Raw genomic sequence first — 20,092 nt, 5'->3', positions numbered from 1 at the left:
CAGCAAGACGAGCATACCGACCAACCATCAGAAAGGGGAATGAACATGAATGACAAGATCACCAACTGGACCAGCGCAGACGATGCCATGGTCGAAAACGCCATCCGGCGGGGTGCCAGCCGCCGCGAACTCCTCAAGATGCTGCTTGCGGGCGGCGCCGCAGTTGCCGCAGGCAGCTTCGTGCTCGGCCGTGCCACGCAGGCCGTCGCCGCCACGCCGGTTTCCGGTGGAAATTTGAAAGCGGCCGGCTGGTCGTCTTCGACCGCCGACACGCTCGATCCGGCCAAGGCGTCGCTCTCCACCGACTATGTCCGCTGCTGCTCGCTCTACAACCGCCTGACCTTCCTCGACAAGGATGGCAAGACGCAGATGGAACTCGCCGAGAGCTTCGACAGCAAGGACGCCAAGACCTGGACGGTGAAACTGCGCAAGGGCGTCACGTTCCACGACGGCAAGGATCTCACGGCCGACGACGTGGTCTTTTCGCTGAAGCGTCATCTCGACAAGGCAGTCGGCTCCAAGGTCGCCAAGATCGCCGCGCAGATGAGCGGCTTCAAGGCGGTCGACAAGTCTACCGTGGAAATCACGCTCGCCGATCCGAACGCCGACCTGCCGACCATTCTGGCGCTGCACCACTTCATGATTGTCCAGGACGGCACGACTGATTTCTCAAAGGGCAACGGCACCGGCGCCTTTGTGCTCGAGACGTTCGAGCCGGGCGTGCGTTCGGTGGTCACGAAGAACAAGAACTACTGGAAATCGGGCAAGCCCTATCTCGACTCCTTCGAGTTCATCGCCATCAGTGACGACAGCGCCCGCGTGAACGCGCTGCTTTCCGGTGACATCGCCTTCGCCGCCTCGATCAATCCACGGGCGATGAAACTGCTGGAAAGCCAGCAAGGCTTCGAACTGTCGAAGACGACCTCGGGCAATTACACCGACCTCAACATCCGGCTCGACATGGATCCGGGTAACAAGGCCGACTTCGTCGCCGGCATGAAGTATCTCGTCAACCGCGAGCAGATCGTCAAATCGGCATTGCGCGGCCTCGGCGAGATCGGCAACGACCAGCCCGTCTCCCCGGCCAACATCTTCCACAATGCCGACCTCAAGCCGAAGGCTTTCGACCCGGACAAGGCGAAGTTCCACTTCCAAAAGGCGGGCCTGCTCGGCCAGTCCATCCCGGTGATCGCCTCCGATGCGGCAACTTCGTCGATCGACATGGCGGTGATCATCCAGGCAGCGGGCGCCGACATCGGCATGAAGCTCGACGTGCAGCGCGTCCCGTCCGACGGCTACTGGGACAACTACTGGCTCAAGGCGCCAATCCATTTCGGCAACATCAATCCGCGCCCAACGCCGGACATCCTGTTCTCGCTCCTCTACGCTTCGAACGCGCCGTGGAACGAAAGCCAGTACAAGTCCGAGAAATTCGACAAGATGCTTGTGGAGGCGCGCGGCTCGCTCGACCAGGCCAAGCGCAAGGAGATCTATGGCCAGATGCAGACCATGATCGCCGACGAGGCTGGCACGATCATCCCGGCCTACATTTCCAACGTCGATGCCCTCTCGAGCAAGGTGAAGGGTTTGGAAGCGAACCCGCTCGGTGGCATGATGGGCTACGCAATGGCGGAATATCTCTGGCTTGAGGCCTGAGAGGCGCCCGCCGGGGCCGGTCGCCGGCCCCGGCACTGCATTGCGCAGGATTGTTGACGAACGCACCGCGGGGAGCGCTTCCATGAAATCTGGGGTTCTCAACCTCGTGGTGAAGCGGCTGGGGATCGCGGTCGTCACGCTTCTGATAGTGCTGTTCGCCGTGTTTTTCGCCACCAGCATGCTGCCTGGGGACACCGCGTCGATCCTGCTCGGCCAAGCGGCGACCCCCGAGGCCGTCGCCGGCCTGCGCGAGGCCATGCATCTCAACGATCCGGCGATCCTGCGCTTCCTGCGTTGGCTTTTCGGCCTGCTGCACGGCGATCTCGGCACTTCCTATGCCAACGACATGCCGGTAGCGGCGTTGATCGGCGGACGCTTCGTCAACACCATGAAGCTCGCCAGCATCACCACCCTCATCTCAGTGCCGCTGGCCCTGACGCTCGGCATCAGCGCCGCGATGCTGCGCGGCTCGCTCTACGACCGCGCCGTCACCATCCTTTCGATCGGCGTCATCTCCGTGCCGGAGTTCATGGTCGCGACGCTGGCGGTACTGCTCTTCGCCGTCTATCTCAAATGGCTGCCGGCGTTGTCCTCGGTCAACGAGGCGCATTCGCTGACCGACCTCGTTCGCATCTACGCGATGCCGGTGATCACGCTCACCTTCGTCATCTCCGCCCAGATGATCCGCATGACCCGCGCCGCGGTGATCGAGACGCTGTCCACGCCTTATGTCGAGATGGCGCTGCTCAAGGGTGCCTCGCGCGGCCGCATGGTGCTCAGGCACGCTCTTCCCAACGCGCTCGGACCGATCGTCAACGCGGTTGCACTATCTTTGTCCTATCTTGTCGGCGGCGTAATCATCGTCGAGACGATCTTCAACTATCCCGGCATCGCCAAGCTGATGGTGGACGCCGTCGCGACCCGCGACCTGCCGCTGATCCAGAGCTGCGCGATGATCTTCTGCCTCGGGTATCTCTTGCTGATCACGGCCGCTGATATCGTCGCCATCATGTCCAACCCGAGGCTGAGATGACGATGGCGCGCGCAGTAGCCTCTCCACGGTCCTTCCTGGGCCACAGCTACAATCTTGTGGGCGTCGTGGCCGCGCTGGTCATCCTGGCGTGGACGCTGGTCGCGATCTTCGCGCCCTACATCATTCCCCATTCGATCGGCGACATCGTCGACGACGACTATTTTGGCCCGATGCGCCAGGGCCTGTGGCTCGGCTCGGATTATCTCGGACGCGACATGCTCTCGCGGGTGCTGATGGGCGCGCGCTACACCGTCGGCATATCGCTCGCCGCCGTTTCCATCGCCTGTTTCTCGGGCGTCGTGCTCGGCATGATCGCGGCCGTCATCGGCGGCTTGTTCGACACCTGTCTCAGCCGCTTCCTCGACGCGATGAACTCCATTCCGAGCAAGCTGTTCGGCCTTGTCGTCGTCGCCGCGGTCGGCTCGTCGATCCCGGCGCTGATCCTGACGCTCGCCGTCATCTACATCCCGGGCGCCTACCGCTTTGCCCGCGCGCTCGCGGTCAACATCAACACCATGGACTTCATGACGGTCGCCCGCGTCCGCGGCGAAAGCACCGCCTATCTCATCGGCTCAGAGATCCTGCCCAACATCATCCGCCCGGTGCTCGCCGATTTCGGCCTGCGTTTCGTGTTCATCGTGCTTTTGCTCTCCGGCCTTTCCTTCCTCGGACTTGGCCTGCAGCCGCCCTTGGCCGACTGGGGCGCGCTGGTGCGCGAAAACATCGGCGGCCTGCCCTTCGCGGCGCCGGCGGTCGTCGTGCCCTCGCTGGCGATCGCCAGCCTCACCATCAGCGTCAACCTGCTGATCGACAATCTGCCGCAGAAGATCAGGGACCGCGACGCATGACCAACCTCGTCGAGGTCAGGAATCTGAAGATCGAGGCGACGACCGACGCCGGACGTGTCGTTGAAATCATCAAGGGCGTCAGTCTCGATATCGCCGACGGCGAGATCGTCGCGCTGATCGGCGAGAGCGGCTCAGGAAAGACGACGGTGGCGCTCTCGCTCATGGGTCACGCAAGGCCCGGATGCCGGATCACCGGCGGCGAGATCAACGTCAACGGCAAGAACATGGCTGCGCTCTCCGAGAAGGAACGGGCAAAGCTGCGCGGCACCGACATTGCCTATGTTCCGCAAAGTGCCGCCGCCTCGTTCAACCCCTCGTCCTCCATCATGGAACAGGTGATCGAGGTCACGCGCATTCACAGGCTGATGCCGCCCGAGCAGGCGCGCAAGCGGGCGGTCGAATTGTTCAGGGCCTTGTCGCTGCCGGATCCGGACGGGATCGGCGCGCGTTATCCGCACCAGGTCTCGGGCGGACAATTGCAACGGCTGGCGGCGGCCATGGCGCTGATCGGCGATCCCAAGCTGGTCATCTTCGACGAGCCGACGACGGCGCTTGACGTGACGACACAGATCGACGTGCTGAAGGCCTTCAAATCGGTGATGCGGGCGGGTGGCATTGCGGGTGTCTATGTGTCCCACGACCTCGCTGTCGTCGCCCAGATCGCCGACCGCATCGTGGTGCTGAAGGGCGGCGAAGTGCAGGAGACCGGCACCACGGCTGAAATCCTCTCAGCCGCCAAGCACCCCTATACGCGCGAGCTGCTGGCCGCCTTCGAACCGAAGCGGCGGCAAGCGCACGCAGATGCGGAGGCCGCGACCAACCAGCTGCTGCGCATCGACAATGTGACGGCCGGCTACGGCGCGGTGCGGGACAACGGACTGCCGCTGATCCGCGCCGTGGATTCCGTCAGCCTGATCGTGGAGAAGGGCCGCAATCTCGGCGTCATCGGCGAGTCCGGCTGCGGAAAATCGACGCTGGCACGGGTCATTGCAGGCATCCATCCGGCTGCGGCCGGCGACATCGTCTTCGACGGCAAGCCATTGCAGCGCGCGGCAGGCAAGCGCAGCCAGGACCAACTGCGCGAGATGCAGATCGTGTTCCAATATGCCGACACCGCGCTCAATCCGGCCAAGCCGGTGGAAGACATCATCGCCCGGCCGCTGGCCTTCTATCATGGGCTCGACAGGCAGGCGCGCTCCAGGCGCGTCGACGAGTTGCTCGACATGGTGCGCCTGCCGAAGGCACTGCGCTATCGCCATCCCTCGGAGCTGTCGGGCGGCCAGAAGCAGCGCGTGAATTTTGCGCGCGCACTGGCGGCTGATCCCAAGCTGATCATCTGCGACGAGATCACCTCGGCGCTCGACACGGTGGTGGCGTCCGCCGTGATTGAGCTGCTCAAGGAGCTGCAGCGCGAGCTGGGTCTGTCCTACATCTTCATCAGCCACGACCTCTCCGTCGTCGAGGCGATCTGCGACGAGCTCATGGTCATGTATAATGGCCAGCGGGTGGAGTTGATCACGCCCGACAAGGTGAGGACGGCCACCCACCCCTATTCCAAGCTTCTGTTCTCGTCGGTGCCAAAGCTCGACCCCACCTGGCTCGACGGCCTTGTCCGCGATCCGGAGCTCGTCAGCCAGTACGGCCACCGCTAGCGCAATTCCAGGAAAGTGCGCAGCGATTTTCCGCCCGGAATTGCGTGAGGAATAAAAGCCTAAAAGGCCTACGGCGTCTCACATCGGGAACAAGCTGGGCAGCGGCATGTGCGCCTTGACGATCGGAGACTTCAGCACCACGAAGCTAAAATACTTGTCGATGCCGATATCCATGTCGGTCAGCCGCTCCATGATCGTCTGATACTCGCCGATTCCGGCGGTGACGAATTTCATCAGATAGTCGTAGCCGCCCGAGACGAGGTGGCATTCGATGACCTGATCGATCTTTTCCACGACGGCGAGGAAGCGGGCGAAGTCCACCTGTCGATGGTTCTTCAAGGTGATCTCGGTGAACACGGTCAGCGTCTGGCCGAGCTTGCCGATATTGACCTGCGCCGAGTAGCCCTCGATGTAGCCCTCTGACTGCAGCTTCTTGACCCGCATCAGGCACGGGCTCGGCGACAGATGCACCAGCTCGGCCAGTTCGACATTGGTGATGCGGCCGTTCTTCTGCAGTTCGTGCAGAATCTTGATGTCGATCCGATCCAGTTTCATGGGCTGTCTCCGAGAAAGAGTGCTACAGCACAAAATGCTGTCACGCTGGTGACCGCCGAGAATACCATAGCCCGCTGGCCTGTCCATCCGAGCCGACACCGCTTTGAAACGCATGGACTCGCGATTTCAATGGGGTTGCCGGAACAAAATTCTGCTTGCGCCTCAACTGCGGCAGCGGCTGCCTGCACAACGCGATAAACTGGCGCTTCAAGGCAGAGAGGATCATGCGCGCGCCACTGCAGCAAATCGAGACGTCTGGCGAACTGCCGCAGTCCGCTGATGCGGTGATCATCGGCGGCGGCATCGTCGGCGTCTTCGCAGCCTATTACCTGGCGCTGCGCGGAATGAAGGTCGCTCTTGTCGAAAAGGGACGCATCGGCGCTGAGCAGTCCAGCAGGAACTGGGGATGGTGCCGGCAGCAGAACCGCGATGCCCGCGAGCTGCCGATGGCGACCCATAGCCTCGATCTGTGGGAGCGCTTTTCGATAGAGACCGGCGAAGACCCCGGCTTTCGCCGCTGCGGCCTGCTCTACCTCAGCAATGACGAGGCGGAACTGGCCCGCTGGGCGCGCTGGCGCGACTTCGCCAAAACCGCCGGCGTCACCACGCACATGCTCGATAGCGCCGAGGCCAGCGAGCGAGGCAGCGCCATGGGCCGGACCTGGAAGGGCGGCGTCTTTTCGCCGACCGACGGCACTGCCGACCCGTCGCGGGCCGCGCCCACGGTCGTCCGCGCCATTCTGAAGCTCGGCAGCACCGTGCACCAGAATTGCACCGCGCGCGGCATCGAGACCGAGGGCGGGCGCTTGAGCTGCGTGGTCACGGAAAGCGGAACCATCCGGACAAAGGTGGCGGTGATGGCCGGCGGCGCCTGGGCGTCCTCCTTCTGCCGGCAGTTCGGCTTTCGCTTTCCGCAGGCCTCGATCCGCTCCTCGATCCTGTCGGTCTCGCCCGGTGCCGAAGGCCTGCCGGATGCGCTGCACACGGCGAGGATCTCGGTCACGCGCCGCAGCGACGGCGGCTATACGCTCGCCATCAGCGGACGCGGGCGCGTCGACGTGACGCCGCAGCAACTGCGCTTCTCCTCGCAGTTCCTTCCCATGTTCTTGAAGCGCTGGCGAAGCCTCGCGCCCGGCGGCCTGCAGGGCATGCGCTCCGGCCATGAAACACTGAAGCGCTGGCGCCTCGACCGGCCGACGCCGATGGAGCGGATGCGCATCCTCGATCCGGTCCCTGACCAGGCGACGATCCGCCTGACCCACGCCCGGGCACTCGAACTGATGCCCGATCTCAGAAAGACCAGGATCAGCGCGGCCTGGGCAGGCTATATCGACAGCACGCCGGACGGTGTACCGGCCATCGGCGAGATCAATTCCGTTCCCGGCCTTTTCCTGGCCGCCGGATTTTCGGGACATGGCTTCGGCATCGGACCTGGCGCCGGGCACCTGGTCGCCGATCTGGTGACCGGGGCGGAGCCGATCGTCGACCCGACATCCTACGATCCACGGCGCTTCGACGCTTCGTCCTGGGGGAAGGTCGCCGATTTTTAGGGCGTGATCCATGCCGACATTCAGGCGTAGCTTTCGCAGCTGCATCAACCGTCCCGCAGAAAAGCGCCGACAGGCGCCGGCCGAACAGGCGCCTGGCCGCGAAGACGGCCCACGGCGTCGGGCGCGCAGCCGGCTTGCGCCACGATGAGTTCGACGGATGCCAACTGGCAATAGCGCCCCTGGCAGCGCCCCATGCCGGCGCGTGAAAGCGACTTCACCCTGTTGGCCTCGCTGCCGCCGAGATCCGCGCCCTCACGCACGGCCCCGGCAGTCACGTTCTCGCAGCGGCAGACGATCGCATCGTCGGGAAGCGCCCGTACCATCTCGGCCGGCCAGGGAAAGGCGCGCGCCAGACCGCGGGCAAAGCGCTCGAGCCGCGCCAGCTTGCGCAGATCGGCGCTGGCGGACGGCGCCGGACGCCCGAGATCGGACAGGCACGCCGCCGCGGCGAGGCGTCCCGCGATCTCCGCCCCGTCGGCCCCGAGGAGACAAGCTCCGTCGCCGGCAAGATAGACGCCGTTGCCGGCGCGACCCATCTCGTCGATCTTCGGCAACCATTGCCGCCACTGCTCGTCATAGGAGAAGGCGCATCCCGTCAGGTCGGCCAGATGCGTCTCCGCCCGCAGGTGCCAGCCCATGCCGATCATGTCGCATGGGGTGAGGCGCTCCCGGCCGCCGGCGTCGCGCCAGCGCATCGCTGTGACGCCCGACGCGTCGGCCTCGATGCGCTCCAGCGTCACGCCCGCATGATAGCGGCCGCCGAGCCTCGCCCGCAGGACCAAGCCGCGCAGCGCAACGACCGGACGGGCCGCAAGTCCCCAGAGCCCCGACATCTGCTGGCGCCAAGGGGAGGTGTCCAGCACCGCCGCCACATCCGCTCCAGCCTTGAGAAGCTGCGCGCCGACCAGCGTCAGCAAAGGCCCCGATCCGATCAGCACGATGCGCCGTCCGAGCGCCACGCCCTGCGCCTTGAGCGCGATCTGCGCCGCGCCGAGGCTGTAGACGCCGGCGCTCTGCCAGCCGGGGACCGGAGCGATGCGATCGGAAGCGCCGGTGGCAAGGATCAGGCGGTCGTAGCCGATCACCTGTACCCCGCCCTCCCCCAGCACGTGCAGCCGCCCGGCATGCACGGCGATGACGGAACTGCCCGCGTGATGGGTAAGCCGCCCCTCTCCCGCCAGCCCGTCGAAGAGCATATGCAGGGCGCGCGCCTTCGCCGCCTCCGACCCATAGAGCTGTTCCGGCGTGCAGACGAGGCCGTCCGGTGGACGGCGATAGATCTGCCCGCCCGCGCGATGCCCTTCGTCGATCACCACCGGGTGGAGCCCGGCCTCGACCAGCGTTGCCGAGGCCCTGATGCCGGCCGGACCGGCGCCGACGATCACGATTTTCGGCGATGCGGGCTCGCTCACGGCCAGCTCTCCGGCGGCGTCGTGCGCAACAGCATGCCCTCGGTGACAGGCGTGGAGCAAGCGCGCAGACGCGGTCCCTCCTCCTGCCACACCCAGCAATCCTGGCAGGCACCCATCAGGCAGAAACCGGCGCGCCGCTCAGGTCCGAACTCGGAGTTTCGCAACGCGCGTCCTGAGGCCAGCACGGCGGTCAGCACCGTGTCGCCGGCAAGCGCACTGCACATCTCACCGTCGAGAACGAAACGTACCTCTGGCCGATCGCGCTCGGCCAGCCGGACGACCCGCCCGGTATTCATTCCGCGGCCTCCCGCACCGGCCTCGGACGTGGCAGTTCGGGGAAGCGTTCGCAGACAGCATCGAAGGCCGCCTGGACGCCTTCCGGCCCGGAGCGCCCCTTCATGCGGCGAAAAATCTCGGTCTTGGCAAAGAACCGCCAGTGGATCGGCAAAGCATCCAGCACGGCGTGGAGCCGGTCATAGGCTGCCGGCGTCCACTGGGCTTCGTAGCCGTCGCGCTCCGGGCCGAAATGGAAATGGCTGGCGACCGGCTTGTGCCGCGCGCGCAATTGCTTCGTCGCCTGCTCGTCGACCTCGCCGTCGCCAAGGACGACGCCGTAGTCGCGCTCGGCCGCCGCCGCCGAGAGATAGCCGCGCCGCACATCCGCAGCGACCCGCCAGGGTTCGCGCTGAAGCGGATCGCCGCGCCCGCCGCCGCCGGCGGAGCGGATCTCGAGCACGTCGCCGGGCTGCAGCACTGCCGTGTCGATGTTGCCTAGCCGCCGCTCGTGCTCGGTTCCCGGATTGACGACCATGTCGGACAAGCCGGCCGCCTTGCCGCCCAGCACGCCCCAGGGGCGGAAGAAGCTGCGATCGCGGTTGCGCGCCGTGATCCTGGAGTCCGGTGCAAAGACGCGGAAGGCCATCTCGGTCGCCAGTCCACCGCGCCAGCGGCCGGCGCCGCCGCTGTCCCGGGCGAGCCCGTATTTCACGAACTCGACCGGCGTCTCGGTCTCGGTGATCTCGATCGGCGTGTTCTTCAGATAAGCGGCATCGGCGCCCGACCCGTTGGTGCCATCGCGATGCGGCATCGCGCCGCCGCCGCCCACCACCGGGTTCACCGCCGCGATGACGCTGCGGCTGGTGCGCTCGTCGGTGGTCATGACATTGACGATGCAGTTGTTGCCGGCGGGCGCCGCCGGCAGGCGTTCCGGCACGGCTTGCGAGAAGGCGCCGAAGATCACGGACCGCAATCGCGCGCAGGTGAGCGAGCGCATGCCGACGGCGGCGGGATGCATCGGGTTCAGCACCGATCCTTGGGGCGTGATGCAGGTGAACGGTCGGGTAAGGCCCGTGTTGAGCAGGATCTTCGGGTTCAGCGTGTAAAGCACGTAGTAGACGCCGACGAGCAGCATGGTGTGGCGCGGATCGCCGCCCGAAGGGACGTTGAGCGAAGAGCCGAGCTGCGGATCGGAGCCGGTGAAGTCGAGTACCGCCTCGTCACCCTTGATCGTCAGCCTCAGCTTCAGCCGGCAGGGATTGGCCTCAACCGAATCCTCGTCCGCATAGTCGGCGAATTCCCAGCTGCCGTCGGGCATAGCGCGCAGCACGTCGCGCGCCTGAGCCTCGGCATGATCGAGAAGCGCGGACACGCCTTCGACGAAGCCGGCCTTGCCGAACTTCTTCACCATCGCCTGGATCTTGCGCTCGCCGGTGTTGAGCGCGCCGACCAGCGCCTTGATGTCGCCGATGTTGAGCTCGGGCTTGCGCACATTGATCCTCATGATCCGCAGGATCGCGTCGTCGAAGACGCCCTCGCGCACCAGCTTCATCGGCGGAAAGCGGATACCCTCCTGATGGATCTCGGTCAGCGCGCGGCTGAGCGAGGCCGGCACCGCGCCACCCATGTCGGTGTTGTGGATATGGCCGCCGGTCCAGGCGACGATCTCACCGTCGACGAACACCGGCTTCCAAAGATGCGTGTCGGGCGCGTGCGTGGCGACATGGCCTGAATAGGGATTGTTGGTGAAGGCGACGTCGCCCGGCCGATAGTCATCCACCATCGCGATCGCGCGGTGATAGGAAAGCCCCGGGTACCAGGTGGCGCCGAGTTCCATCGGGACGGCGAAGGTCGCGCCGGAGCGGTCCATCAGCATCACCGTGAAGTCCTGCGTTTCCTTGACGAAGGCCGAGTGCGCGGTGCGGTGCAGCGTGTGGGCCATGTTCTCGGCCGCCGCGCGGGCATGGTTGGCCAGAACCTGAAGGTTTGTGCGGTCGAACAACGGCGTCACTCCGCGAAGGTCAGAAGGAGATTGAGGTGGCGGTCGACCCGAGCCTGCGTTCCGGCGGGGATGGCGAAGGTCGTGTCTTCCTGCACCACCACGGCGGGCCCGAGGAACGTGCTGCCGGGCACCAAGGTCTGCCGGTCGTGGAGGTCGACGGTCTCAACGGCTCGGCCGGTGTAGACCGGGAGCCGGCGCGCCGGACTGGCCGGAGCGTTTATCTCGTCAGCTTCCGGGAAGGAGAGCACCGGGCCCGCGCCTATCGCCGACAGGCGGACATTCACAAGCTCGATCGCGCCTTGGGAATCGTGGAAATCGTAGAGCTGCTCGTGGGTGCGGTGAAAGGCTTGCTCGATGGCCTCCGCACTGCCCTCCGCCAGCCATTCCGGCGAAAGCACGACCTCGATCTCATAACTCTGCCCGAGATAGCGCATGTCGCAGGAGAGATTGAGCTCGGCGGCCGCATCATGCCCCTGGGCTGCAAGCCAGTCGCGGCCCTCTTGCGCGAGCGCCTCGAAGGCCTCTCTGATCGCGGGAAGCGACGCGGTCGACAGCGGCGCGAAGATGGTGCGGATGAAGTCGCCACGCAAATCGGCCACCAGCCCGCCCAGCGCCGACACCACGCCGGGGCGCCGCGGCGCCATGACGCGCTTCATGCCGAGTTCGCGGGCAAGGAAGGCACCGAGCATCGGGCCGCCGCCGCCAAAGGGCATCAGCGTGAAATCGCGCAGATCGACGCCGGCCCTCGAGGCGAGCTTCTCGACCTCGACGAACATTTCCGACACCGCGATGTCGAGGATCGCCTGCGCGGTCTGCTCGACCGTACGCCCTAGCCTGGCGGCGAGTTCGCCAACGGCGCGATGCGCCAGTCCGGCGTCGATCCTGAGCTGACCATAGGCCATCTCGCTGTGGCCGAGCCATCCGCAGACGACCATGGCGTCCGTTACTGTCGCCTGCGTGCCGCCGCGACCGTAGCATGCGGGTCCTGGCGTCGAGCCCGCCGACTCCGGTCCAACCCGCAGCACCCCTTGCGCATCGACGCTGGCGATCGAGCCGCCGCCGACGCCGATCGAGCTGACCGATACAGACGGGATATGCAGCGGAAACTCGCCGATCAGCTCGCCGGTGCCGAACTGCGCCTCGCCGCCGATGATCAGCGCGAAATCGGCCGAGGTGCCGCCGATGTCGAGGGTAAGGATCTTGTCCTCGCCGGCCTGGCGGGCCAGCCACGAAGCGCCGATGACGCCGGAGGCCGTTCCCGACAACAGCATGTTGACGCAAGTGCGCTTGCCTTCAGCGGCGTTCATCAGCCCACCATTCGATTTGGTCAGCATCGGCCGGGCCGGCACGCCGCGAGCCTTCAGCCGCTCTTCCAGCGCCGTCAGATAGCCGCAGACGCGCGGATGGACGTAGCCGTTGAGGATGGCGGTAGAGCTACGCTCATATTCGCGGATGACCGGCCAGACCTCTGCCGAGGTGAAGACGAAAAGCTCGGGCGCAAGACGCGCGATCGCGGCCTTCACCGAGGCCTCCTGCGCCGTGTTGCGCCAGGCGTGGAGGAAGGAGACGATGATCCCCTGGGCGCCGCCCGCTTTCGCAGCCGCGACGGCGTTTTCCACCACTGCCATGTCCGGGGCCTGGGACTCACTGCCATCGGCGCGCATGCGCGCCGGAATGCCGAAGACCATGTCGCGCGAGATCAGCGGGTCCGGCCGCGAGCAAAACAGCGAATACATGTCCGGCATGCGAAGCCGCGCCAGTTCGATCACGTCCTCGAACCCGGCATTGGTGAACAGCGCGAGCGGCGCGCCCTTGCGCTGGATGATGGTGTTGATGCCGACGGTCGTGCCATGCACGAAGCGCGTCATGTGGGTGGGATCGAAACCCTCGCGCTCGGCGAGAAGGGCGAGACCGGTCATCAGCTCGGCCCCCGGGTCCTCCGGCGTCGCCAGCACCTTCAGCGATGCGACGCGTCCGGAGTTTACTTCCAGCGCGCAGAAATCGATGAAGGTCCCGCCGATATCGACGCCGACCTTCCAGTCGACTCCGTTCCGCGCTGCATGCGCCGCAATGGCACTGTCCATGATGCATCCCTTCCTGTCTGCCGGCCAAAGCTGGCACGATCGGGCAGTCAGGGTCCAAGATGGATGAGGGGCAAGGATATAAGTCTTGCTTATGCCCTATCGTGATGCTCACCGAGAACGGCGACGCAGGCCGTGCGGATTTCGTCGCGCATCATCGCGTCGGCTCGCGAAAGGGTTCGGGCGCGCGACGTGAGCAGCGCGATCGGGAATTCCGGCCCGGCCGCCAGCGGCCTGACGCTGAGCCCGGCGAACCGATGCCAAGGCAGCAGCGCGTCGACCAGGCCGATGCCCAGGCCGGCCTGAACGAAACCGGCCGCGGAGATAGAGACATCGATCTCCAGCGACGGCGAAAGCGCCACACCTTGCGTGCGGGCAGCGTGGGCCAATTCGTCAGCGGGACGGGTGTTGCCGCGGTAGGATATCAGCTCCTCGCCGACGAGGTCGGCCAGCGTCAGCTCGGTTTTCCCGGCTAACGCGTGCCCAGCGGGCAGCAGGCAGGCGAAACCGACGCTGCCCATCACCTCCGCCTCGATATCGGGAGGCAGCCGATCGTCCAAGGCCACACCCAGGCTGGCATCGCCGGCACGCAGCATGTCGACGATCGCGGCGATCGGCGCGCTGTGGGAACGCAGCAAAATGCCGGGATGCTGCGCCCGGAATGCGGTGAAGGCGCGCGGCAATATCGCCATGGCCGGCGGCGGCGAGGCCGCGACCCGCACCAGTCCGGTCCGGCCGAGACGCAGGTCGGTCGTCTTGCGGCGCAGGCCATCGAGTCCCGCCGACAGCCGCTCGGCATCGGCGAAGATCTCGAACGCTTCCGGCGTCGGGCGAAGCCTGCCCTTCACGCGCTCGAACAGCGTGAAGCCGAGCTCGTCCTCGGTGTGGAGCAATATCTGGCTGAGCGCGGGCTGGGAGATGTTCAGCATCCGCGCCGCGGCCGTCACCGTACCGGCGCGCATGACGGCGATGAACACTTCGAGCTGCCGGGCCCGCATTGCCACTCCATAGGTAAAGCTTATGGGTCTTGCCCAAACCCATCTTTGACGCAATGCCGCGGCGGCGACAAGATGGATGCATCCAAGGATCAAGGAACGACTATGGATGTGATCGTGCTGGGCGGCGGCCTGATGGGGACGGCTTCGGCCTATTTCCTCGCCCGGCGGGGCGCGCGCGTGACGCTCATCGAGCGCAACCGGATCGGCGCCGGGGCGACCGTCGCTTCGTTCGGCAACATCCGGCGCACGGGCCGCCATTTGTCCCAGCTGCCGCTTGCCCATCGCTCGCTCAAGCTCTGGGGCGAGGCCGAAGAAATGCTTGGCCGCGACGTCGAATTCCGCGCCACCGGCAACATCCGACTGATCTTCGACGAGGGAAGTCTTGCCGACATGCGGGCCTACGCTCAAGCGGCACGACCCTGGGGGCTCGAGTTGGAGGAACTTGGCCCGAGCGAAATCCGCTCCCGGTTTCCCGGCCTCGGTCTTGAAGCGATCGCGGCGTCGTTCTCGCCGTATGACGGCAGCGGCAATCCCCGCCTGATCGCGCCGGCCTTTGCCGAGGCCGCCCGCAAGCTCGGCGCGGCAATCGTCGAGAACGCCGAAGTCGAGACGATCAAGCACACCGGCTCCGGCTTCCTTGTTACCACCTCGAAAGGCTCGTTCGCCGCTGAATGCCTGCTCAACACCGCGGGCGCCTGGGGCGCGCGCGTCGCCGCGCGATTCGGCGAAACGGTTCCGCTCGACGCGCGCGGTCCGCAGATGGGTGTGACCGAGCCGCTGCCGCACCGGATCCTGCCGGTGGTCGGCATCTGGACCCGCGACAAGGATCATGGCGCCTATCTGCGTCAGGTCGAACGCGGCAACATCGTCTTCGGCGGCGCGGCCGAGCGGGTGGCGGTGGACCTCGATCCCGGTTACGCAACCGCCGATCCAATGCGCCTTCCGGTGCAATTGCACGCAGTCGCGCGGCTGTTGCCGGCGATCGCGCGGGTCGCGGTCATTCGCACATGGTCGGGCTGCGAGGGCTATGTGCGCGACATGCTGCCGGTCATGGGACGCTCAATGACGACGCCGGGCTTGTTCCATGCCTTCGGTTTCTGCGGGCATGGCTTCCAGCTCGGCCCGGGCGTGGGCGATGCCATGGCCGAGCTTATGATGACCGGCTGCTGCGAAACGCCGCTCGACGATTTCAGGATCGATCGCTTCGCCCGCGCAGCCTGACGAAGCAATCGATTGCGATTGGCGCAGGAGACGCCAGAGCCTACCGCAGCGGCTGATGTGGGGCGCGTTTCAGACAGGCAGCTTTGGGGCCGAGAGCGGATAGACCGGTTCAGAGCTGCTGAGCACCATTCCAGCCATTCGTTCAGCAGTTCCTGCAATGGTAGAGGGAGTCAGCTAGCGCCTCATCCCGTTCATTGTGGTTTCCTGCATCGCCCGTGGGCGGCACATTTCGCCCCGTCGGAACCGATCGCTCCTTTGAAGATTGAAGCGACGCTTGAATACGCAAGGATCAGCCCTTCGCACCGCGCTCGTCAGTGCATGGATTCAGCCGGTGACAGACCTTACGCGCGCTGGCCATCGGCTGCAGGCTTTCGCTGGCCTGTGTCTACTAGGCCCTTGATGATGTGGTCCACCAGATCGCCCGCTTCCTCGGCGACGGCCGGTATAGTGCCTGATTTCCGCGTTAGGGCGAAATCGAGACCGGCGAAATAAAGCCCGGGAACGAGGGCGATGCCATTCTCGAGTACGGGCTGGCCCGCGGCATTGAGAACGCCCAGCCGTGTGTGCGCGTCATGTTGGTCTTGGCCCAGGTCTCATCGATGAAGACCAGACGAGAAGGATCAATCAGCCTCTGATACTTGCGCCATTGAGCGCGTCGACGGCTTACGTCTGGGCGGTCCTGCTCGCGCGCGACCAGCGTCTTTCTTTGAATGTGATGCCGTGACGGCGGAAGTAGCGGCTCAGCATCGAGGTGTCGGCCTTCGCGCCATGCTCGGCCAAAAGCCGATGGCTCAAGGCTTCCAATGTGATGTCAGGCTGCTGCGCCCGAACTGCAATCAGGAAGTCGTGATGCGGCTTCAGCACCTCGGGCCCAGGGCCACCCATGCTCATTGCTTTGCGACTGCCGGTGCGCTCGGCGCGCTGAACCCATTTGATCGCCGCCGAGTCACTCACTCCGAACCGCCGCGCCGCCGCACGCCGGCTCATGCCTTCCTTCTCGACCGCATCGATCACTCGATTGCGCAAATCCTGTGAGTAGGATGCTGTCATTCATGCTGGCCTCCATCCCAGCCAGCATGTTGAATCAAACTCCTCCTGATTTGGGAATCCCTTCCGATTCCATCACTATGCAGTGGGCTCTAATGGAAAGAACTTAAAGTACTCGAGCATGAAATGCTGGATTCCACGACCGGCGTACGGGCAGAATAAAGATCACAATCATCTGAAGGAGGGCTTGCGTCGGCGGGCTTGCCGGAATGCGGGAGCCGGGTGGCAATCGCGGCCCGCGTCATTATCCTTCAATCACAGTTAGTCTAGTCGAGGCGCTTGCGTCGCATTTGACACAGCAAGTCCAGCGCCCTTTGCGCTGCGATGAGATCGACGACTGGATATCTGGTTTCAAACGCGTCGATCACGGATCGTAGCCTCGTCTCGGCATCATTGACGCGACCTTGTCGCGCGAGAACTGGTGCTAGTTGCGTTGTGGCGCGAAGCTCGAAGAATCTCGCTTGCTGCCGACGGGCAGTAGCAATTGCTGTTTCGAATAGGTGCGCGGCACCAGCTAAGTCACCACTGTCCGCGGCGATTTGGCCACGGAGCCGTATGCATTCTGCCAGATAGCTCGCTTCGTCTGTATCGAAAACGAGGGTATCAACATCATCAAGCATCAGCGATGCCTCTTCGAGGCGACCGGCCCGCAGAAGAAGATCGCAAAGTTCGCATGTTTTCTCAGGTGTATGAAATACGACGCCCTGCGCACGCCAAAGAACCATGCTCTCTCGGACGTCATCGATACCGGCGTCCAGTTCTCCTAGTTGCGAGCGCGCATGGCCACGCCACCTGATGCCGCTGCTTCGACGCGCCGTGTAGCCATGACGCTCGCAAATCTCGACGATCTCTTGAGCGTTATCGAGTAGTTGCTCGTATTGACCGAGCAGTGCGCACAGTTGGCACTGCACGAGAAGATGCCAGGCGAGGTCGAAAGGCTTGTCGAGTTGGTCAAAATTGCGCATCAGGCGCTCTTTCTCTTCGACTGCAGCATCAAAGAAACCCAATATGATCAGCGTTTCGCTGAGATATGCTTCGGCAGAGACACGTTGATCCGCACCGGCGAACGAAATACGACGACTTGGGCCAACCCGATCAAGCAGATCTAAGGCCTTGCGCAAGGCCTCCGCTGCCAGAGGCTCTTCTCCCCGGTTGGAATGAGCGATCCCCTTTGTTGCCCAAAGACCACTCAGATGGGCCGTTGGAAGGAGATCGGCACAGTTTGCGAGCTGCTCTTCCGCTATGGTCAGGTAATCCTGATTGCGCCCGGCGGCATAAAAAAATGGAGCGAGTGAAAGCGCAACGTCACATTGCAATTCGACCGATGCAGTCTTCGCGGCTGCAATACGTGCATCTTCAAGCGTCTTCCCAAGGTGCTCAGAACGATACCCTTCTGCCTGCATCAAGGCATTGGCCATCGCAAGGTGGAGACGTGCCATCCGTTCGGCGCCGCCGGAAACGTCGCCAAGTCTCCTGCTGCAGTCGATCGCACTGGCAAAGTGCGACACGGCTTCCCTGGTAGCCGCTCTGGTCAGGGCGGCTTCTCCGGCCTTTTGCCAGTGATCCAGGGCGCCCGGCCAATCTCCTGCTTCCTGAGAGTGGTGCGCGAGGAGTTCGGGTTGTGCTTCAGTGATTTCGGGCCACCTTTTCTCCAACACGTCTGCGACACGTTTATGTAGCTCCTGGCGCTTAGGGCGCAGCAACGTGCCATACGCTGCGTCCTGGACGAGCGCATGCTTGAAGAGGTAAGTGGCCAGTGGCCGCGTCCCGCGGCAGAATACCAGACCGGCGCCGAGGAGTTGATCCAATGCTGCATTCAGCTCAGTCGGGTTCCGCTGTGCGACTGCCGCAAGCAATTCGTAGGAGAACTCCCGACCGAAAACCGCGCCAACCTGTGCGACCTCCTTAACAGCTGAGCCGAGGCGATCGAGCCGCGCCATCAACGACGCATGCAGCGTAGCGGGAACGGTCAACGCCGTCGCGGCAGATCTCGAAAGCACTGTCCTGGCGTTGCCGCTCTCCAACACGGCCTTGGTCAGCTCCTCGACGAACAATGGCACCCCATCTGTGCGCTCGATGATCTCTGCGACGACGTCGCCCGGCAGCTCTCCGGTCCCGACGACCCGCTGGACCAGCGCAGCGCCTTCACGATGGTCGAGCCGATTGAGGACAAGAACCGTGACGTGCGCCTGCCCGGTCCACGGCGGTTGAAACTCGGGGCGAAACGTGAGGAGAAGCAGCACTGGCAGGTGCGGCACCCGCTCAATTACCAAGTCGAGCAGTTCGCGCGAGCTGGGGTCGATCCAGTGCACATCCTCAAAGAGCATCAGCACCGGCGCTCGTCGCGCCAAGTCTTCGAGGTGCCGGAGAAGTGCGTCGAAGATTTTCTCTTTCTTACGCTGGGGCGTCAGCTCGAGAGGCGGGAAGTGGCCTTCGGTTGGCAACGACAACAGCTCGGCCAGCAGGGCTCGGTCCTCCGGGGAAGCCGGGGCAAGAAGGGCCGCGAGCTTATCCAGCTTCCTCTCAGGCGGGTCGTCGCGCTCTAACCCGGCGGCACGTTCTAGCTGCGCAATGGTCGGGTGGAGCGCGCTGTCTTGATGGTGCGGCGAATAGAAATAGCGCAACCGGGCGTGTGGCTCATTCTGGATCCGCTCCTGCAAGGCGATGGCTAGGCGCGACTTTCCGATGCCAGGCTCGCCGCACAACAGCACCACCCGACCTTCCCCACTTTTCGCGCGATGCCATTGGCGCTGGAGCATGTCGACCTCCTCCTCACGCCCGACCAGCGGTGTGGGCATCGCGCCATGCAGTGCCTCGAACCGGCTTTCAACAGCGCTCTCACGAGCCACTTGATAGAGATGGATTAGCTCCGGAAAGCCTTTCACTTCCAGGTCGCCAAGGTCGCGGTATTCGAAAAGATCGCCGAGGAGCTGCCGCGTTTGCGGCCCGACCACGACCGCGTCGGGCTCGGCAAGAGCTTGCAGGCGGGCGGCGAGGTTTGGCGTCTCGCCCACGACGCCTCGCTCTTGCCCCTCACCGGCGGTGATCAGATCGCCAACGACGACCTGGCCGGTAGCGATGCCGACGCGAACCCGCAATGCCTCGGACAGCTGGAGTCGTCTGACATTGTCGACGAGAGCGAGCCCAGCGCGCACCGCCTGTTCCGCATCGTTTTCGTGTGCCTGCGGATAGCCGAAATACACCAACACGCCGTCGCCCATGTACTTGGCAACAAAGCCGCCGAAGCGGGCGATCGTATCGGCCGCGCAGCGATGGTACGCCCCGATGATCTCACGCAGATCCTCGAGATCCAGACGCGACGCGAGCGCCGTCGAACCAACGAGATCAATGAACATGACCGTCAGCTGCCGGCGTTCGGCAACCGAGGCGCCAGGTTCAATTTTGATCTCGACAGTGGCCGGCTTGGAGCGTTCTGTAGGTGGTCCGAGCTCTGCGATCGCCTTGAGGAGCCGCTTGCGATGGCCGAGTAGAACACCGAGCTGCTGGAGGTCGGCGTCAGTCAACTCGGGCAGAACTTCGGCATCGATCGCGTTGTCGCGAAATGCCTGCTCGTAGTGCTCCAGCCCGAGACGTCGCAACCAAGCGGCAATGTCCACGACAGGTCCCCCAAGGCCGTACCTCAGCACGCGATATTAACTCAAATTCCGGGAATTTCGAAGGAGGTCGGCTTTGAGAGCTTCGGTTACCGCCGCGCGTGGTGATGACGGCTTACAGCGCAAGGCTTAGTTTACCCTGTGCTC

General features: G+C 64.5%; 14 protein-coding genes. 6 read left to right on the top strand and 8 right to left on the bottom strand.

Annotation, left to right across the window (positions count from 1 at the left end; translation table 11 throughout):
* Positions 1 to 45: 45 nt before the first annotated feature.
* From EJ068_RS19670 to EJ068_RS19655, 4 genes are all read left to right on the top strand, one after another.
* Complete coding sequence (locus tag EJ068_RS19670; RefSeq protein ID WP_129554740.1) at positions 46 to 1,656, top strand: ABC transporter substrate-binding protein; 1,611 nt, start codon at positions 46 to 48, stop codon at positions 1,654 to 1,656.
* Between the two features lie 82 nt (positions 1,657 to 1,738).
* The gene (locus tag EJ068_RS19665; RefSeq protein ID WP_129554739.1) at positions 1,739 to 2,689 is read left to right on the top strand and encodes an ABC transporter permease; all 951 of its coding nucleotides are present in this window, start codon (positions 1,739 to 1,741) and stop codon (positions 2,687 to 2,689) included.
* A complete protein-coding gene (locus EJ068_RS19660; protein ID WP_129554738.1) occupies positions 2,686 to 3,537 on the top strand; it encodes an ABC transporter permease in 852 nt (283 codons plus the stop codon). Before EJ068_RS19665 ends, EJ068_RS19660 begins: the two co-directional genes overlap by 4 nt.
* Entirely contained in the window at positions 3,534 to 5,189 is a 1,656-nt protein-coding gene (locus EJ068_RS19655) for an ABC transporter ATP-binding protein (protein WP_129554737.1), read from the top strand. Before EJ068_RS19660 ends, EJ068_RS19655 begins: the two co-directional genes overlap by 4 nt.
* A gap of 78 nt (positions 5,190 to 5,267) precedes the next feature.
* Here EJ068_RS19655 and EJ068_RS19650 read toward each other — a convergent pair whose 3' ends face one another.
* Positions 5,268 to 5,744 (bottom strand): Lrp/AsnC family transcriptional regulator, encoded by a 477-nt coding sequence (locus EJ068_RS19650; RefSeq protein ID WP_127220635.1) that lies wholly within the window; start codon positions 5,742 to 5,744, stop codon positions 5,268 to 5,270.
* A 224-nt stretch (positions 5,745 to 5,968) separates the two neighbouring features.
* Here EJ068_RS19650 and EJ068_RS19645 point away from each other — a divergent pair, with 224 nt between their 5' ends.
* Positions 5,969 to 7,294: an FAD-binding oxidoreductase gene (locus tag EJ068_RS19645; RefSeq protein WP_129554736.1), complete on the top strand. Its 1,326-nt coding sequence runs from the start codon at positions 5,969 to 5,971 to the stop codon at positions 7,292 to 7,294.
* A 44-nt stretch (positions 7,295 to 7,338) separates the two neighbouring features.
* Here the strand turns inward: EJ068_RS19645 and EJ068_RS19640 are convergent, their stop codons facing one another.
* From EJ068_RS19640 to EJ068_RS19620, 5 genes are all read right to left on the bottom strand, one after another.
* On the bottom strand, positions 7,339 to 8,706 hold the full coding sequence (locus EJ068_RS19640; protein ID WP_129554735.1) for an FAD/NAD(P)-binding oxidoreductase: 1,368 nt from the start codon (positions 8,704 to 8,706) through the stop codon (positions 7,339 to 7,341).
* Positions 8,703 to 9,002, bottom strand: a complete 300-nt coding sequence (locus EJ068_RS19635; protein WP_129554734.1) for a (2Fe-2S)-binding protein — start codon at positions 9,000 to 9,002, stop codon at positions 8,703 to 8,705. The genes EJ068_RS19640 and EJ068_RS19635 overlap by 4 nt, the downstream gene beginning before the upstream one ends.
* Positions 8,999 to 10,984: a hydantoinase B/oxoprolinase family protein gene (locus tag EJ068_RS19630; protein WP_129554733.1), complete on the bottom strand. Its 1,986-nt coding sequence runs from the start codon at positions 10,982 to 10,984 to the stop codon at positions 8,999 to 9,001. The genes EJ068_RS19635 and EJ068_RS19630 overlap by 4 nt, the downstream gene beginning before the upstream one ends.
* Positions 10,985 to 10,989: 5 nt before the next feature.
* A complete protein-coding gene (locus EJ068_RS19625) occupies positions 10,990 to 13,068 on the bottom strand; it encodes a hydantoinase/oxoprolinase family protein (RefSeq protein ID WP_129554732.1) in 2,079 nt (692 codons plus the stop codon).
* Between the two features lie 89 nt (positions 13,069 to 13,157).
* Positions 13,158 to 14,063, bottom strand: coding sequence for a LysR family transcriptional regulator (locus EJ068_RS19620; RefSeq protein ID WP_129554731.1), 906 nt, complete (start codon positions 14,061 to 14,063; stop codon positions 13,158 to 13,160).
* A 102-nt stretch (positions 14,064 to 14,165) separates the two neighbouring features.
* On the opposite strand from EJ068_RS19620, the gene EJ068_RS19615 reads away from it, so the two are divergent.
* Positions 14,166 to 15,284, top strand: a complete 1,119-nt coding sequence (locus EJ068_RS19615; protein ID WP_129555014.1) for an FAD-binding oxidoreductase — start codon at positions 14,166 to 14,168, stop codon at positions 15,282 to 15,284.
* A gap of 663 nt (positions 15,285 to 15,947) precedes the next feature.
* Here the strand turns inward: EJ068_RS19615 and EJ068_RS19610 are convergent.
* Together EJ068_RS19610 and EJ068_RS19605 are read right to left on the bottom strand one after the other, a co-directional pair.
* Entirely contained in the window at positions 15,948 to 16,298 is a 351-nt protein-coding gene (locus EJ068_RS19610; RefSeq protein WP_129554730.1) for a transposase, read from the bottom strand.
* 299 nt (positions 16,299 to 16,597) lie between these two features.
* Positions 16,598 to 19,948, bottom strand: coding sequence for an adenylate/guanylate cyclase domain-containing protein (locus tag EJ068_RS19605; protein ID WP_189512519.1), 3,351 nt, complete (start codon positions 19,946 to 19,948; stop codon positions 16,598 to 16,600).
* Positions 19,949 to 20,092: the final 144 nt, after the last annotated feature.

The organism is Mesorhizobium sp. M2A.F.Ca.ET.043.02.1.1 (genome assembly GCF_003952405.1).
Classification (GTDB): Bacteria; Pseudomonadota; Alphaproteobacteria; order Rhizobiales; family Rhizobiaceae; genus Mesorhizobium.
Note: the sequence above shows the minus strand (reverse complement) of the source record. Positions and strands in the feature narration are given on the sequence as shown.